The 16,972-nt window shown below is 70.7% G+C and carries 13 protein-coding genes, 1 other RNA gene and 1 pseudogene; 11 read left to right on the top strand and 4 right to left on the bottom strand.

Features of this window, described 5'->3' with window-relative positions; all coding sequences use genetic code 11:
- Positions 1-15: 15 nt before the first annotated feature.
- Genes HGA03_RS08020 through HGA03_RS07990 form a run of 7 tightly spaced genes read left to right on the top strand, consistent with a single transcriptional unit; the run spans position 16 to position 9,928 of the window.
- Positions 16-1,305, top strand: a complete 1,290-nt coding sequence (locus tag HGA03_RS08020) for a hypothetical protein (RefSeq protein ID WP_168629732.1) — start codon at positions 16-18, stop codon at positions 1,303-1,305.
- Positions 1,302-2,846, top strand: coding sequence for an accessory Sec system protein Asp1 (asp1, locus tag HGA03_RS08015; protein ID WP_168629731.1), 1,545 nt, complete (start codon positions 1,302-1,304; stop codon positions 2,844-2,846). The genes HGA03_RS08020 and asp1 overlap by 4 nt, the downstream gene beginning before the upstream one ends.
- Positions 2,821-4,308 (top strand): accessory Sec system protein Asp2, encoded by a 1,488-nt coding sequence (gene asp2, locus HGA03_RS08010; RefSeq protein ID WP_168629730.1) that lies wholly within the window; start codon positions 2,821-2,823, stop codon positions 4,306-4,308. Before asp1 ends, asp2 begins: the two co-directional genes overlap by 26 nt.
- Positions 4,305-4,757: an accessory Sec system protein Asp3 gene (gene asp3 / locus HGA03_RS08005; protein WP_168629729.1), complete on the top strand. Its 453-nt coding sequence runs from the start codon at positions 4,305-4,307 to the stop codon at positions 4,755-4,757. Before asp2 ends, asp3 begins: the two co-directional genes overlap by 4 nt.
- Complete coding sequence (gene secA, locus HGA03_RS08000; RefSeq protein WP_168629728.1) at positions 4,750-7,074, top strand: preprotein translocase subunit SecA; 2,325 nt, start codon at positions 4,750-4,752, stop codon at positions 7,072-7,074. Before asp3 ends, secA begins: the two co-directional genes overlap by 8 nt.
- Entirely contained in the window at positions 7,071-8,633 is a 1,563-nt protein-coding gene (locus HGA03_RS19565) for a glycosyltransferase (protein WP_168629727.1), read from the top strand. The genes secA and HGA03_RS19565 overlap by 4 nt, the downstream gene beginning before the upstream one ends.
- Positions 8,627-9,928, top strand: a complete 1,302-nt coding sequence (locus HGA03_RS07990) for a glycosyltransferase family protein (RefSeq protein WP_168629726.1) — start codon at positions 8,627-8,629, stop codon at positions 9,926-9,928. The genes HGA03_RS19565 and HGA03_RS07990 overlap by 7 nt, the downstream gene beginning before the upstream one ends.
- A 233-nt stretch (positions 9,929-10,161) precedes the next feature.
- On the opposite strand, the gene HGA03_RS07985 is transcribed toward HGA03_RS07990, so the two are convergent.
- Together HGA03_RS07985 and ssrA are read right to left on the bottom strand one after the other, a co-directional pair.
- A complete protein-coding gene (locus HGA03_RS07985; protein WP_168629725.1) occupies positions 10,162-11,208 on the bottom strand; it encodes an alcohol dehydrogenase catalytic domain-containing protein in 1,047 nt (348 codons plus the stop codon).
- 291 nt (positions 11,209-11,499) lie between these two features.
- Positions 11,500-11,867, bottom strand: a transfer-messenger RNA (tmRNA) gene (gene ssrA, locus HGA03_RS07980).
- A gap of 159 nt (positions 11,868-12,026) precedes the next feature.
- Between ssrA and HGA03_RS07975 the strand changes: the two genes are divergently transcribed.
- Entirely contained in the window at positions 12,027-12,533 is a 507-nt protein-coding gene (locus HGA03_RS07975) for a DUF6328 family protein (RefSeq protein ID WP_168629724.1), read from the top strand.
- A 4-nt stretch (positions 12,534-12,537) separates the two neighbouring features.
- Here the strand turns inward: HGA03_RS07975 and HGA03_RS07970 are convergent, their stop codons facing one another.
- Positions 12,538-13,320 (bottom strand): TetR/AcrR family transcriptional regulator, encoded by a 783-nt coding sequence (locus HGA03_RS07970; RefSeq protein WP_168629723.1) that lies wholly within the window; start codon positions 13,318-13,320, stop codon positions 12,538-12,540.
- Between the two features lie 98 nt (positions 13,321-13,418).
- On the opposite strand from HGA03_RS07970, the gene HGA03_RS07965 reads away from it, so the two are divergent.
- From HGA03_RS07965 to HGA03_RS07955, 3 genes are read left to right on the top strand one after another with little or no spacing between them, the layout of a single operon-like run.
- On the top strand, positions 13,419-14,378 hold the full coding sequence (locus HGA03_RS07965) for an ABC transporter ATP-binding protein (RefSeq protein ID WP_168629722.1): 960 nt from the start codon (positions 13,419-13,421) through the stop codon (positions 14,376-14,378).
- Complete coding sequence (locus HGA03_RS07960; RefSeq protein WP_168629721.1) at positions 14,375-15,109, top strand: ABC transporter permease; 735 nt, start codon at positions 14,375-14,377, stop codon at positions 15,107-15,109. Before HGA03_RS07965 ends, HGA03_RS07960 begins: the two co-directional genes overlap by 4 nt.
- A 45-nt stretch (positions 15,110-15,154) precedes the next feature.
- Positions 15,155-16,213, top strand: a complete 1,059-nt coding sequence (locus tag HGA03_RS07955; protein WP_168629720.1) for an ATP-dependent DNA ligase — start codon at positions 15,155-15,157, stop codon at positions 16,211-16,213.
- A 108-nt stretch (positions 16,214-16,321) separates the two neighbouring features.
- Here HGA03_RS07955 and HGA03_RS19700 read toward each other — a convergent pair.
- Positions 16,322-16,603, bottom strand: a pseudogene (locus tag HGA03_RS19700) (CPBP family intramembrane glutamic endopeptidase); the annotation flags it as partial.
- Between the last annotated feature and the right edge of the window lie 369 nt (positions 16,604-16,972).

Here is a 16,972-nt window from a genome sequence, read left to right as displayed (position 1 = left end):
CTTCGGTAACCGTCGATGAGCCGGCCGACCCTGGCGGCGTTCGCGGACGACCGGTTCGCCGAACTGCGGGCGAAGCTGGCCTGGAGCGCGCTGTTCCTGGTCGCGTTCCTGGTGGGGCGGGAGCTCCCGATCCCGTTGCTGCACGGGTCGGTGACCGAACCGTCGGCGGCGAGCGCGCAGGTGCTCAGCGCGGCGAATGTGGCCACCGGCGGCAACTTCTACTCGCCGTCGTTGTTCTCGCTGGGCCTGGGGCCGTGGATGGGCGCGGCGATCCTGTGGCGGTTCCTGTTCCTGGGGAAGATCGCGCGTGACCGCCGGATCCCGGAGGAGACGGTGACCCGGGCTCGCAACATCCTGATGGTGGGGCTGGCGGTGTTCCAGGCGATCAGCCTGATGGCGTCCTACCAGGTCGAGGACCTGGCCTGGGGGCCGTTCTCCGGTCCGCTGGCCTCGGAGATCGTGATCGTGGTGCTGTTGACCGCGGGCGCGGTGGCGGTGGCGTGGCTGGCACAGCGCAACGACGATCTGGGCCTGGGCGGGGTGACGATGTTCATCCTGTACCAGATCGTGATCACGGCGATGTCGAACCTGGAGGTGGTGCCCCTCGAGGGTGACTGGGACTACGACCGGATGCTGCTGCTGGTCGGGCTGGCATGCCTGGTGGTGGTGTTCCTCGGGGTGTTCGGCGGGAACGCGGAGCTGCGCCTGCACGTGAACAAGGTGGCGATCGACAGCGGGTTCATCGGGGTGTCCTACCTGCCGATCAAACTCAACCCGGCCGGGGCGTCACCGATCATGTACGCCCTGGCCCTGTTGGCGATCCCGCAGTACGTGGTGCACGCCATCGGGCAGGTGTTCCCGGCCCTGGAGGCACCGGCCGACCGGTTCCTGGCCTCGTGGGGGCTGAGCACTCCGCTGGGCTTCACGGCCTACCTGGTGCTGCTGTTCGCACTGTCGATCTTCTTCGGCCTGTTCACGGTCAGCCCCCGGGACACCGCGGACCGGATGCGGGACTCGGGCTCGTACTTCGACGGGGTGCCGCCGGGCCGGCCGACCCGGGTCTTCCTGCGGGCGCGGGTGGTGATGCTGTCGATGCTCGCCGGGGGGTTCCTGGTGACGTTCACCGGTCTGCCGCTGGGCTTCGTCGGCGAGTACCCCGATCGGCAGTACCTGCTGGGGCTGCCGGGCACGCTGATGGTGTTCCTGGGCCTGCTCTGGCTGCTGCAGGAGGAGATCGCCGACCTGATGATCGGCACCCGTTACTCCTTCAGCTTCGCGTCCGGGGCCGAGCGGAGGGCGGCATGATCCACTTCATCCCGGCCTGGTACCACCCGACCCGGCCCTGGTACACCACCGACGAGGTGTGGTTCCGCAGCGGTGCCGAGGCGGCGGCGGACGACACCGTGACCCGGGCCCGGATCTTCCGCCGCGGCACCGAGGAGACCGGGCTGGTGGTGCTGAACTACGCGCCCAGCCTGCGCCGGTTCCTGCACGCGCAGCAGCTGATCGACGTGCCGTACTGGTCGTTCTTCGACGCGGTGCAGGGCCTGGCCGACGACTACACCCGGCCGCTGGACTTCCTGGACCTGGACTGGCCGGAGGACGCCGGCTTCTTCTACAACCCGTTCCTGGTCACGGTGATGCGCGGCGAGGAGGTGTACGCCCGGGTGCAGCTGGCCCGCGAGGGCACGGTGCAGTCGATCCGGTACTACGGCGCCGGGATGCCGTCGGTGGACCACCTGTACGACGACCGCGGCTTCCTGTCGAGCGTGCAGCTGCACGACGAGGAGGGTCGCCCGATGACCCAGTACTACCTGTCCCGGACCGGCGACGTGATCGTCTCCGAGGACCTGGCCGGTGGCGGGATCGAGGTGGTCGAGAACCCGGACGGCCGGTTCCGGCAATCGTCCTACCCGGACTGGGAGACGCTGATCGCCGAGCTGCTGGCCGCCCATCTGGACCGGCGGGCCGGCGCCGGGGACACCGTGGTGCTGTCGCTGGCCGAGCAGCACGACGAGCTGGTGACCTCGGTGCTGCGCGATCAGACGCTGGTGCTGTCCCGTGCGGTCGCCCGGCCGACCGTGGTCGCCGACCGGGTGGTCGACCGGGCCGGTGTGGTGTTCGCCGACTCGGACCAGGCCCCGGGTGAGGACTGGGCGCTGCCGGTGCTGTCGATCTACCCGCTGGAGTCCCGGTCGACGTTCGGGGCGAGCGCGAACGAGTCGACGGTGTACCTGACCCTGTTCGCCGACGACCTGTCGATGCCGGACCTGGACTACGTGATCGCGATCTCGGCCACCCAGTTGGTCGGCAACGAGTACACCCGGCTGCTGATCTGCACGTTCCGCTCCCAGGACGTGGACCACCTGCGGGCGATCCGGCAGGTGATCGCCGGGTACCAGCGCCTCGATCTGGCGTTCGACGACGAGCAGGCGCTGCTGGGTGCGGACATCGGCGTCAGCGCGGGACCGGAGGAGCGCATCCAGCTGGTGTTCGTGGACCGGGAGGCCGACCTGATCGCCACCATGGCCCGGTCCCGGGTGCTGATCGACCTGGGCAGCCCGGTGCATTCCCGGCTGGCGGCGGAGGCGGTGAACGCGGGGGTGCCGCAGATCAACCGGGTGCCCCAGGAGCTGGCCACCGACCGGATCAACGGCTACCTGATCGCCGACGACGCCGAGCTCGGTCCGGCCCTGGACTACTTCCTGTCCGGGCTGGAGCACTGGAACCAGTCGCTGGTGCAGTGCCGGGTGCTGGAGGACTTGTTCAGCGCGCCGGAGGTGCTGGCCCGGTGGGAGCTGCTGCGCGAGGGGGTGAGCTATGCGGGCCCTGCAGATCGGCCGTGACGACTGGTCGGCGCTGTCCCGGCTACCCGACGGCCTGGAGTGGGTGTTCGTCGACGTCGACGACCCGGTGGGCTTCGACCCGGACCTGATCGGCCGGGTGGAGGTCACCATCCTCGACGCCCGGTGCGATCCGGACCGGCTGCGCGCGATCGATGCGCTGGTCACGCCCTACACGCTGCTGGTGGACCGGGCGCTGGCGGCCGAGGGCGGCGAGTTCCTGGCCCGCAAGGGCGCGGTGCCGGTGGACACCGGTGACCGGCAGGGCCTGATCGATGGTCTGCCGCAGCGGTTCTTCGCGCGGCAGTTCGGTCAGAAGCTGGAGCTGCGCTCGGCGACCGTCGCGCCGCTGCACCGTGGTGACGCCCGGTACGAGGGCAACGCCGCGCTGGTGATCGGGGTCGACCACGACGACGAGCCACGTCAGCTGATGATGTGGAAGGAGAACATCCTCTACGAGAACCACCGCGCGCTGGACCTGTGGCCGGAGTTCGTCACCGACCCGGGGGTGCAGGTGGAACTGGTGATCCAGCTGATCCGGACCGGCACCCCGGACGTGATGGCCGACCAGCGCCGGTACACCGAGGCCGATCTGGCCGAACCGGTGGTGTTCTCGCACCCGGACAGCGGCTACCTGTCGGTGTCGTTCTACGCCCGCGGCCACGGCCGGGCGCGGATCGGCCCGCTGCACTACCGGCACTCCCGGCTCGGCGCGGGCCACTTCCTGCCCGGTGGCCGGCGGATCGCGGACGCCCGGCGCGAGGAACTGTTCTGGTACTTCCACCCCGGCGACCTCACTCCCCCGCTGAACATCTACTTCGCCGGGTACCGGCCCGCGGAGGGCTTCGAGGGCTACTACATGATGGCCAAGCTCGGCCACCCGTTCCTGCTGATCACCGACCCGCGGCTGGAAGGCGGCCGGTTCTACCTGGGCAGCGAGGAGCTGGAGGACACGCTGCACGGGGTGATCGCCGACCGGATCGCCGACCTCGGGTTCACCGACCGCGACGTGATCTTCTCCGGGCTGTCGATGGGCTCGTTCGGCGCGCTGTACTACGGCTCCCGGTTCGAGCCGCTGGCGATCATCGCCGGCAAACCGATCATCGACCTGGGCCGGGTCGCCCGGCGCGGCCGCCTGGTCCGGCCGCGGGACTTCGGCACCATCCTGGACCTGGTCAACTTCTGGGACCGCCCGGGCGGGGTCGACGCCTTCACCCGGCAGCTGACCGAACGCTGGCACGGCGATCCCGGCTTCGGCGACACCGCGATCCTGATGGCGTACATGGCCCAGGACGACTACGACGACGAGGCGTACTACACCCTGCTGGCCTCGCAGACCGGCAAGCCCACCACGGTGATCGCCCGCGGTTACCAGGGCCGGCACAACGACGACAGCGCCTCGATCGTGAATTGGTTCGTCACCCAGTACGAACGGGTGATCGCCGAGTACCGGAGGTCACGATGACCGGTGAGCAGATCGCGACGGTGCGCTGGGGCAACCCGAACAGCCAGGCGGCGCTCTACGGGACCGAGCTGGTCCTGGACGCCACCGGCAGCATCCACCTGATCAACCACCTGATGCCGAGCGGGACCCCGCTGCAGGAGTGGTACTCGTTCACCGACTACCAGGCGGTCCGGGCGGTGCCGACCCTGCCGTTGCTGCGACCGGGCCGCCGGTACCGGATCGCCCCGGACCTGCGGTCGGCGCCGCCGGACACCGTGATCGTGGAGATCCGCTACTTCGACCGCTTCGACACCGTGCTGCGCACCGACATCCTGCACCCGCCGGAGTACGCCTTCGACTACCCGGCCGACTGCCGGCACTACACGATCCGGCTGCTCAACGGCGGCTGCGACGAGGTGTGGTTCGACTCCTTCACGCTCCTGGACGCGGAGGTGACCCGCCGTGGCTGACCAGGCCGGCCGGCAGCGGCTGATCGCCCAGGTGCTGTCCCACCAGGACGCGATGCGGGCACTCACCGACGCCGAACTGCAGGACCAGACCCGCCGGTTCCGGCAGCGGATCGCCGAGGGCGAGACGGCGGACCAGCTGCTGCCCGAGGCCTTCGCCGCGATCCGGGAGGCGGCGCTGCGGGTGCTCGGCAAGTTCCCGTACGAGAACCAGCTCCTGGCCGGGATCGTGATGCACCAGGGCGACATCGCGGCGATGAAGACCGGCGAGGGCAAGAGCCTGACCGCCACCCTCCCGCTGTACCTGAACGCGCTGTCCGGCCAGGGCGCGATGCTGGTCACGGTCAACGGCTACCTGGCCCGCCGGGACGCCGAGGAGTTCGAGCCGCTGTTCGCGTTCATGGGGCTGACCCTGGCGGTCGGGGTGCCGGAGGTGCCCACCGAGGACTTCACCGCCGCACAGAAGAAGGAGATCTACGCCGCCGACATCGTGTACTCCACCAGCGACAAGGTCGGCTTCGACTACCTGCTGGAGAACCTGGTCGGCACCAGTGAGGAGAAGTACCTGCGCCCGTTCCACTACGTCCTGATCGACGAGGCGGACGCCGTCCTGCTCGATCTGGCGCAGATGCCGCTGGTGATCTCCGGGTCGCCGCGGGTGCAGTCGAACCTCTACCCGCTGGCCGACGAGTTCGCCGCCACCCTGCGGGAGGACCTGGACTACGAGTACGACGAGAGCGACGGTGTGGTCGCGCTGACCGACGCCGGGATCGCCGCCGCGCACCGGTTCTTCCACGTCGACAACCTGTACGACCCGGAGCTGTTCTCGCTGAACCGGCACGTGCACCTGGCACTGCGAGCCCGGACCGCCTTCCAGCCGCTACGCGACTACATGGTGGTCGGCGGGCAGCTGATCCTGCTCAGCGCCGTCACCGGCCGGCTGCTGGAGGGCAACAAGCTCCAGGGCGGCCTGCACCAGGCGATCGAGGGCCGCGAGCGCCTGGAGATCAGCACCGAGAACCGGGCGATGGCGTCGGTGACCTACCAGAACCTGTTCCTGATGTTCGACCGGATGGGCGGGATGACCGGCACCGCGAAGGGCGCGGAGAAGGAGCTGCGGGAGACCTACGGCACCGAGGTGGTGGAGATCCCGACCTACCGCCCGGTGATCCGGTACGACGAGCCCGACATCGTGGTGGCGACCCGGGCGGAGAAGGACCGCCTGGTGCTGGAGTACCTGGACGAGGTCCGGGCGACCGGCCGGCCGATCCTGGTGACCACCGCCTCGGTGCAGAGCTCGGTCACCCTGTCCGAGCACCTGCTCGACCGCGGCATCGAGCACAACCTGCTCAACGCGCTCAGCGAGGCCAAGGAGGCCCAGATGGTCCAGGAGGCCGGCCGGGTCGGGGCGATCACCATCGCCACCCTGATCGCCGGGCGCGGCACCGACATCAAGCTCGACCCCGAGGCCAAGGCCCTGGGCGGCCTGGTGATCATCGGCACCGAGAAGATGCCGAACCAGCGGGTCGACGGCCAGGTCCGTGGCCGGGCCGGACGGCAGGGCGACCCGGGCGGCAGCCGGTTCTACGCCTCGATGGAGGACGAGCTGTTCGTGAAGTTCGGCTCGGTGCGCCAGCACCGGATCCACCACCGGCCGCGCAGCCCGCGCACCATGCGCCGGTTGCTGGACCGGGCGCAGCGGGCCAGCGAGGACTCCGCCGCCGGTGCCCGCACCCTGTCCAAGGACTTCGACGTGGCGATGGCCCGGCAGCGGGAGCTGGTCTACGCCCAGCGCGACCGGATCATCACCGCCGAGCCGCTCGGCCAGGACGACCTGCGGCTGCTGATCGACCGGGTGCTGACCGAGGCCGGGTCCGCCGGTGCCTGGGCCGACCGGTGGGCGGTGCGGCGGTACATCTTCGACAACCTGAGCTACCACCTGCCGGACCGGATCGACGAGCTGGACACCTCCCGGCCGGACCGGGTGCACGCCCTGCTGACCGAGGTCGCCGAGCAGGCGATCCGGGAGAAAGTCGAGTTCCTGGCCGACACCGAGCTGTACACCCGGTTCGAGCACATCATCTTCCTCAAGGCGATCGACGTGGCGTGGATCGAACAGGTCGACTTCCTGGAGCAGCTCAAGACCGTGGTCCAGGATCGGAACATGGCCCAACACAAGGTGGAGTACGAGTACCGGCGGGAGGCGTACTTCGCATTCGAGGAGATGAAGCGGCGGATCGACCGGGACATCGTCCGGTTGCTCTGCCTGAGCCGGATCGAGCGGGGCGCCGACGGCGGCCTGGTCATCCAGTTCGCGTGACCGTGCGCGTCGTCAACCTGAACAAGGCGGTCGGCCGCGCCTCCAGCGGGGTCGAGTACGCCCAGCGCTACCGGCGCGAGCTGCTGGCCGGGATCGACTGGGTGGACGACCGCTACGTCTTCACCGACTACCTGGGCACCAACCTGTGCCTGTTCACCGACCCGCTCGGCCTGCCCCGCGACCGGGTGCTGTGGATCTACGACCTGGTCACCGGCCGCCGCACCACCCCGAACACCCTGACCGTCCCGGAGTTCCTGTCCACCCTCGGCCAGCCGTACGCCGAGCCGGTGGTGCTGCCCGACCGCACCGAGGTCGCCCTACCCGGTTCCCCGGTGCGGTATCGGATCTGGACCGTCGCCGACGGCCGGGTGGACCGGGTGGAGACCCACACCGGCGACCAGCTGGTCCGCGCCGAGCACTACGACCAGAGCCTGAACAACATCGAGCACTTCCACGCCGGCCGGCTGGTCCGCCGGGACTTCCTCACCCCGGACGGCCGGCTCGCGGCCACCCAGACCCACACCGGCGACCCGGACCGCCCGATCCTGCGCACCACGATCACCCCGGCCTCGCCGCTGTACGACCGGCCGGTCCGCCGCGGCCGCCCGGACTCGTTCGGTGGCGACGTCCTGCTGGAGGGCCGGTCGGCGTTCTTCCGCTACGTCCTGGAACGGCTGCTGGACCGGCCGGACGACGTGGTGATCGTGGACCGCGCGCTGGACGTGATCGACGCGGTGTACCCGGTGATCGGCGACCGGCGGCTGTTCTCCGTCGTGCACGCCGAACACGTCGACCTCAAGCAGCTGCAGGACGGCGTGCTGCTGTGGAACAACCACTACGAGCACGTGTTCACCCGGCCCGAACTCATCGACGGCCTGATCGTGTCCACCCGCCGCCAGCAGGAGACGCTCACCGCCCAGCTCGCCGCGCGTTTCCCCACCGGCGCGCCCCCGGTGCACCGGATCCCGGTCGGGGTCGCCCGCACCCCCGCACCGGCCGACGGCTACGACCCGCTGGCCCTGGTCACCGCCAGCCGGCTCGCCGAGGAGAAGCACCTGGACGTGCTGGTCCGCGCCGTCACCGCCGCCCGCGCCACCCTGCCCGGCCTGCACCTGGACATCTACGGCGAGGGCGACCGCACCGGCCTGACCGCCGCCATCGCCGAGACCGGCACCCAGGACTGCGTCCGACTGCTCGGGCACCGCGACCTCACCGGGGTGCTCGGCCGGTACGCGCTCTACGTGTCGGCCTCCACCTCCGAGGGCTTCGGGCTGTCCCTGCTGGAGGCGCTGACCGAGGGGCTGCCGGTGATCGGCTTCGACGTCGACTACGGCAACCGCGAACTGATCCGCCCCGGCGTGAACGGTCACCTGGTGCCCACCACCCCCGGCGCCCCGCTGCGCGACGTCCCCGCCCTGGCCCGCGCCATCGTCGACACCCTCACCTCCGGCACCCTGGACCACCTGCGCCGGGGAGCCCTGGACACCGCCACCGAGTACAGCGCCGACCGGGTCCGCCGGCAGTGGGAACTCCTGCTCGCCGGGGAGGCGCCGTGCTAGTCCTGCTCGACACCCTCGGTCACGGCTCCCGACTGCTGCTGCACTCCCTGGCCGCCGCCGGCATCGACGCCACCCCGGTGGTCATCCGGTACGAGGGCGACCTGCCCGAGGGCGTGCTGTGCCCGTTCACCGCCTACACCGGCCTGGACCGCACCGGCGAACCCCTGTTCTTCGATCAGGTGCCGGTGCCACCCTGGTGCGAGATCCGCCAGGACCGCGGCCCGCACGGCGACATCCTGCGGGAGGGCCACCCGATCGGCCGGATCCACTACGAGCCGAACACCTTCCGCCAGGTCGAGAGCGTCGACTGGCTGCTGCCCGGCGGCGCGCTCGACCGCACCGACCACTACGACCGGTACGGCCACCGCTACGCCACCACCCACTACGCCGACGCCGTGCCGTACCAGACCGTCTACCGCGGCCCCGGCCCGTGGACCATCGAGGTCCAGCACGTCGCCCGCACCGTCACCCTGCGCTCCGCCCACCGGCTGCTCACCTTCGGCACCCTCACCGACTTCGTCTCGCACTTCCTGGACGACCAGCACCTCGACGACCAGCACGTCCTCATCGACTCGCTGTCCTACCCCCTGTTCGTCACCCGCGACCGCGCCCGCCGCCCGAACACCACCCTGTTCTGGCACGAACCGCTGCCCGGCGAGGTCCCCGGCAACATGGTCACCGAACTCGCCGACCCCAAGGCCCTGACCGGCATCGCCTTCGCCGACGACCGCCACCGCCGCAGGATCGCCGCCGAGTTCCCGCACACCCCCCTGCGCCTGGAGCACCTCACCCCGCTCGACCAGTTCGCACGCCACCCCGACCCCGGCGCACGCAGCACTTTCACCCTCACCGCCACCGACGAGCTGCCCGGCCTGCCCGAGCTGCTCATGGCGTTCCCCGACGTCACCTTCACCGTCGCCGCCCTCACCCAGATGAGCGACCGCCTGCACGCCCTGGCCCGCGCCCACCCCCACCTCCGGCTGCTGCCCACCATCACGCACGCCGCCCTCACCCACGAGCTCGCCCGCGCCGCCGTCTACCTCGACCTCAACACCGGCCCCCAGGTGCTCGACGCCGCCGACGCCGCGTACTACCTGAACCTGGTCGTGCTCGCCCTCGCCCCGCACGCCAAAGTCCCCGAGCACGCGCTGGTCGCCGGGTCCGTGCCGGAGCTGGTCAGCTGGCTCGGCGGGGCGCTGTCCGGCCCGGAGGGGCGGGCGCAGGCGCTGAACGCGCTGCACGGGCAGCAGGGTCGGCTGTCGACGGGGACGGACTGGCGGCGTGTGCTGGAGTAGGGCGGGCGCCTCCCCCGCCGCGCCCGGTCTCCCCGGCCTGCCGCCCCACGTCTACCAACGCCGACTTCGGCCCATCCGCACCGAGATCGTCAACGCGGCAGCCGACCTCGACACACCGCTGACGAACTGAGCGCAACAAACCGGTGCGACCGAAGGCTCAGCCCGGCAGCGGTCGCAGGGGTGGCATGGGCAGAGCCGCCCCGGGGCCGGAGAGCGGCTCTGCCCACGGCCGGTCAGCGACGGATGACGGTCTTCAGGCACCCGTGCTTCGGGGAGTCGGAGAAGACCTCGTACGCCTTCTCGATCTCGTCGAGCACGAAGCTGTGCGTGCCCATGACCTCGGGGTGGATCCGCCCGGCCCGGATCAGGTCGAGCAGGATCGGCACGGTGACGCCGTCCACCAGGCCGGTGGAGAAGGTGATGTTCTGGATCCACAGGTCCTCGATCGGCAACGTGAACGACGTGCCGTGCACACCGGCGTTCGCCACGTGGCCGCCCGGACGCACGATGCTGAACGCGTCACCCAAGGTCTGCGGCACGCCCACGGCCTCGATCACCACGTCCACGCCCAGACCGTCGGTCAGGGCCATCACCTGAGCCTTCCAGTCGGGATCGTTGGTCGTGATCCCGTGCGTCGCACCCATGGTGAGCGCCTGATCGATGCGCGGCTGCGACCGCCCCACCGCGATGATCTTGGCTGCGCCGTACAGGCCGGCGGTGGCGACGGCGGCCAGCCCCACCGGGCCGACCCCGACGACGGCCACCACGTCACCGGGCTTGACCTTGCCGTAGCGCACGCCCATCTCGAAGCCGGTGGGGAAGATGTCCGCCAGGAAGATGGCCTGCTCGTCGGGGATGTCCTCGGCCAGCTTGTGCACGGAGGTCTCGCCGTAGGGCACCCGGACGTACTCGGCCTGGGTCCCGTCGATCAGGTGCCCGAAGATCCAGCCGATCCCGCCGACCGCCTGGCAGTGGCTGGGCATCTGGCGGCGGCAGTACACGCAGGAACCGCAGGAGGTGATCGCCGGCACCAGCACCCGGTCCCCCACCTTGAGGGACGTCACCGAGGACCCGACGTCCACGATCGTGCCGACCGCCTCGTGACCGAGGATCGTGCCGGGCTTCACCGCCGGCACATCACCCTTGAGGATGTGCAGGTCGGTGCCGCAGATCGTGGTGGTGTCGACCTGGACGACGATGTCCGTGGAGTCCTGGACCGTGGCGTCCGGGACGGTGTCCCACGACGTGCGTCCTTCTCCCTGGTAGACGAGTGCCTTCATCGCAGTACCTCCTGGCGCCATTGCTGGGTGGGTCAAGAGCACGGTAGGACCGCGAAACCGCAGGTAGTGGGGACATCCGGCCCGGGCCTAAGGTCCCCGCGGCGGAGCCGGCGAGCGACTGTGGCCAGGCTGATGAGGTGTCGGGGTGCCGGTCGGGGACCGAGGTCCCGAGTTCGCCGCGACCGCCTGTGGCGCGACTGCCGACTCGCCAGCTCCGGCGACTGCTTCCACGAAAAACGGCTGAACCCCCGACCCGGGGGTTCAGCCGTTGACGATGCCTGAGGCATCACAGAGTGGAGGTGGCGGGAATCGAACCCGCGTCCGATGACGTGGAACCAGGGCTTCTCCGGGCGCAGTCCGCTGCTGCTTTTCTCGGCCCCCACCCTCACGCGGACAAGTGGTGGACGGGCCCAGTCACCTGAAAGTCCCCGCAGCCCCGATGACGAAGACTACGAGCAGTGGCTCCCTAGATGACGCCAGGATCTGAGTCGGAAGCTAGCTCAGGCTGACGGACTTCGAGGCTCGCTCAGGCGGCGAGGGCGAAGTCGGTGCGCTTGGAATCGGCACCTATAGGTTTGCATGGAGCGTTGACGAGATGACCATGCATCCTCGGCCCGCTTCCCCTGGATCGACGATCACCGTCGAAACCGATCACCCCCTGTGAAGTTGTCAACCACCGCGCGAGGCGGCACCAGACAGTCTACGGGTGCAACCACGCTGCTCGCACCGTCATTCCCGCGTGCGCTCGGGCGCGTGGGGCGGCACCATGTCGGAGCCTGGCGCCGGGACCGGGCGTGGCACGGTGAGCTGGAGGAACGATGGTGGACGCCGACCCCACCGACGACCGGGACGAGTCGGTCGCGGAGCGGATGGACCGGAACTGGAACGAGCTGCTGCAGGAGCTGCGGGTGGCGCAGACCGGGGTGCAGATCCTGACCGGGTTCCTGTTGACGGTGCCGTTCCAGTCCCGGTTCACCGAGTTGGACGACTACCAGCGCGCGGTGTACCTGGTGCTGGTGGTGCTGGCGATCTCCGCGACGGCGTTGATCGTGGCGCCGGTGTCGTTGCACCGGGTGCTGTTCCGGCGGCATCGCAAGGCGTCACTGGTGGAGCACGCGGACCGGTTGGCGCAGGCGGGGTTGGCGGCGCTGGCGCTGGTGCTGGCGGGGTCGGCGCTGCTGCTGTTCGACATCGTGCTGAACCGGACGGCGGGGATCGTCGCGGGTGCGGTGGTGCTGGTGGTGCTCGCGGTGTTGTGGGTGGCGATGCCGGTGCGGTTGGCCCGGTCGGCCCCGTCGGCGCCGCCCGCACGAGCGGACGGGTAGCGACTCAGCGCGGGTCGGGCTCCAGTAGCCGGGCGACCTGGCGGGCGGCGGCGCGGGCGTTGGCCTCGGGGTCGTCGACGGCGGCGCCGTAGAGCACGGCGTTGTTGATCACGGCGAGCGCGGCGAAGGCGACCTCCCGGGCGTCCCGTTCGCCGCGGAGGGCGGTGACCCGCTCGGTGAACCGGTCGAGGTTGGCCCGGTACCGGTCGGTCACGGTGGAGCCGCCTTCGGGGTGGCGCATCGCGTACAGGTAGACCTCGACCGCGAGCAGGGTGCGCGGGTCCTGCTGGGAGGCCAGGATCTCGGTGGTCAGGGCGTCGATGTTCGGCCCGTCGCCGGTCAGCCAGGCGAATGGGTTCCGCTCGTCGCCGTCGTCGATCTCGCTGACCAGGGCGTGCAGCAGCTCCTCCTTGGAGCCGAAGTGCGCGTAGACCGCGCCCTTGGTGTAGCCGGCCAGCGCGGCGATCTCCCCCACCGACGCCCCCTCGTACCCGTGCTCGGCGAAGGCGGTCGCGGCGGCGGCGAGCAGGTCGGCGCGGGTCTGTTCGACCTGCTGGGCCCGCCGGCCCGCCCGGCCGCGCTTGGCCCGGGCGGAGTTGCTGAGTCGACCCGAGACGACGAACAGGCCGCGCGAGGTCTCGCCGAGCGAGGACGCGAGGGTCTCGGAGAGCTGCGGTCCGAGTGCCTGCACCTCCTCGCCCAGGGCGCGGGTCAGCGCCGAGGTGGCATCGGCCAGGGCGCGCGCGGCGGCGCTGATCGACTCGTTCGGTTCCTGCGGCTCGGACATACCGCTCAGACTACCCGCATGCCAATCGGTATCCCACTCATACCACTCGGCATCTGATACCTTCCGGTCACATACCGCTTGGTATCTAGGAGGGTGAGATGAGCACGGAAGTCCTGCGCGTCCGCGGGCTGCGCAAGCGTTATCGAGGCCGGAACGGGGTACAGGCCAACGACGGCATCGACCTGGACGTCGCGGCCGGGGAGGTGATGGGACTCCTCGGCCACAACGGTGCCGGCAAGACCACGCTGGTGAACCAGATCGCCGGGCTGGTGCGCCCGGACGCCGGTGAGATCACGCTGGCCGGGATCGACGCGATCGCGCGACCCGATCTGGCCCGCAAGCACATCTCGGTGCAGGCACAGGCGAACGTCCCGATCAGCGGCCTGACCCCGCGCCGGGCGATCGAGATGGTCGGCCGGATCCGAGGCGGGACCGCCGCGGACGTCTCGACCCGGGCCGCGGTCCTGATGGACGCCCTGGACCTCGGACCGTGGGCGGACACCCCGGCGCAGAAGGTCTCCGGCGGGGTGGCCCGCCTGACCGCGTTCGCGATGGCCGCGGTGCAGCCCGGACCCTTGGTGGTGCTGGACGAGCCGACCAACGACGTCGACCCGGTCCGCCGCCGCCTGCTCTGGCAGCAGATCCGGGTGATGGCCGACGCCGGGCACAGCGTGCTGCTGGTGACGCACAACGTGCGCGAGGCCGAACGGGTGGTCGACCAGCTGGCCGTGCTCGACCGGGGTGTGGTGCTCACCGCCGGGCCGCCGGCCGCGCTCACCGCCCGGCTGCGCGACCGCCTGGTGGTGGAGCTCGATCTGCACCCCGGGGTCCCGATCAACTGGCACCCCGCCGTCACGCCCGGCGCGGACCAGTCCGGTCACCGGGCGAGCGGCACGGTCCCGGCCGACTCCGCCGCGGCGGTGGTCGAGTGGGCCCAGGGCCAGGTCCAGGCCGGCGTCGTCGAACGTTACGCGCTGACCCCGGCCTCGCTGGAGGACGTCTACATCGACCTGGTCGGGCGCGACTCCGGTCCGGCCGGGCAGGAGGTGGCGGCATGACCGCGCTGCGCCAGACCCTGCTGTTGTCCCAGTGGCAGTTCCGCCGCCAGGCCGACTACCTGCCGCTGACCATCCTGGTCCAGGTGCTGCTCGCGGTGACCACCGTGATCGGCTACGGCCTGCTGGTCGGCGACCCGGACCCGTACTCCGCGCTGATCCTGGCCACCGGGGCCCCGACGGTGAACCTGGTGATGGTCGGCCTGGTGCTGGCCCCACAGCTGCTGTCCACCTCCCGCACCGAGGGCAGCCTGGACTGGATGCGCACCTTGCCAGTGCCGCGGATGTCCTTCCTGTTCAGCGACTTGCTGGTCTATACCCTGATCGCCCTGCCCGGGCTGGTGCTCGGGGTGCTGGTCGGTGCGCTGCGCTTCGACATCGACCTGGCGCTGTCCTGGTGGCTGGTGCCCGGTGCGCTGCTGGTGGCGCTGACCTCGGCGGCGATCGGTTACGCGATGGCGATGCTGCTCGCCCCGCAGGTGGCGATGCTGATGACCCAGGCGCTGCTGTTCATCGTGCTGCTGTTCTCCCCGGTCAGCTACCCGGCCGAGCGGATGCCGCAGTGGTTGCAGTCGGTGCACGAGTGGCTGCCGATCGAGCCGATGGCCCAGGTGGTGCGGTCCGGACTGGTGCACACCGAGTTCGACGTGCCGGCCCGGTCGATGGTGGTGCTGCTGGTCTGGTGCGCGGTGGCCGTCGCCGGGGCCGGGTTCGCGCTGCGCCGCCGGGACTGACCGCTCCGCGCGCGGCGGCCGTCCGGGCGGAGCACGATGTCCGGCATGGACCTGCCCGTGATGCCCCCGGTAGCGCCGATGCTGGCCAAGCCGGTCGCCACCATCCCGCCCGGCCATGTCGAACCCAAGTGGGACGGCTTCCGGACCATCGTGTTCCGCGACGGCGACGAGGTGGTGCTCGGCAGCCGGAACGAGAAGCCGATGACCCGGTACTTCCCGGAGCTGGTCGAGTCGATCAAGGCGAACACCCCGGAGCGTTGCGTGCTGGACGGGGAGATCGTGCTGATCACCGGCGACCGGCTGGACTTCGACGCCCTGCAGCAGCGGATCCACCCCGCCGCCAGCCGGGTGACGCTGCTCAGCGAACAGACCCCGGCGTCCTTCGTGGGCTTCGACCTGCTGGCGCTGGACGACCAGGACCTGATGCACACCCCGTTCGCCGACCGCCGGGCGCGACTGCTGGACGCGCTCGGCGGGGCGGCGGACCCGGTGTTCCTCACCCCGGCGACCACCGACCCGGAGCTGGCCCAGGACTGGTTCACCCGGTTCGAGGGCGCCGGGCTGGACGGGGTGGTGGCCAAGCCGCTGGACGGGGTCTACCAGCCGGACAAGCGCGCGATGTTCAAGATCAAGCACAAGCGGACCGCGGACTGCGTGGTCGCCGGGTTCCGCTGGCACAAGAGCGGGGACGTGCTCGGTTCGCTGCTGCTCGGGCTGTGGACCGACGACGGCCGGCTGCAACACGTCGGGGTGGCCGCGTCCTTCCCGATGGCCCGGCGCAAGGCCCTGGTGGAGGAGCTGGCCCCGCTGCGCACCGATGTCCAGGATCACCCGTGGGCGCAGTGGGCGGACCAGGCCGCACACCAGGGGCAGCGGATGCCCGGCGCGGTCAGCCGGTGGTCCGGCGGCAAGGACCTGTCCTTCGTGCCGCTGCGCCCGGAGCTGGTGGTCGAGGTGTCCTACGACCACATGGAGGGCGACCGGTTCCGGCACACCGCGCAGTTCCAGCGCTGGCGCCCGGACCGGGACCCGGCGTCCTGCACCTATGCCCAGTTGGAGGAACCGGTGCGCTTCGACCTGGCGGAGATCCTGGGTCGGCGCTGACCCCCCCACACCGACCACGAGCAGCGCGAGCACGAGGAGGGCGGCGGCCACGACCAGGTTGGGTCCGAGGTCGTGGCTCACCGGCCACGCGGAGAACATCGAGTTGATCGCCGAGTGCGCCAGCACGCACAACGCGGCGCTGCCGCTCACCGCATGCAACGCACCCAGGGCGAAGCCCAGGCCCCACGTGGTCGCGGCGAAGGCCAGAAAGTTCGATCCGTTCTGCGAGGTGCCCACGATCAGGAACAGTGGGAGGTGCCAGGCGATCCAGATCAGGGACACCACGGCGGTCGCCGGGACGAACGGGAGCCGCTCCTGCATTGCCGGCTGCAGATAGTGCCGCCAGCCCACCTCCTCCAGCCCGCCGCCGAACGCCATCAACGGGATCATCAGGACCGCGATCAGCACCGTGGTGAGCGGCGCCGGGGACGCGATCCCGCCCGCCAGTGCGGCCGTCCCGAAGTACACGGCGACGATCGCCAAGGACAGGACGACCTGAAGTGGACGGGCCCGCACGTCGAACGACGTCACGACCAGCCGGCGCAGGGTGAAGGACGGGTCCCGCCGCCGCAGCGCCAGGAACCCGGCGATCAGCGGACCGTTCCCACCGATGACGAGCAGGATCATCGTGACCGGAGTCCCGTACGCGACGCCGACCGCCTGCAGGGCGAGGATGGCCCCCCAGCAGCCATAGGCGATGCCGAATGCCTGGAACAGGTAGCGGCCGATCGGTCGTGCGGGGCGGGTCACGGGGCTGTC

The organism is Cellulomonas denverensis (assembly GCF_012396125.1).
Classification (GTDB): Bacteria; Actinomycetota; Actinomycetes; order Actinomycetales; family Cellulomonadaceae; genus Cellulomonas; species Cellulomonas denverensis.
Note: the sequence above shows the minus strand (reverse complement) of the source record. Positions and strands in the feature narration are given on the sequence as shown.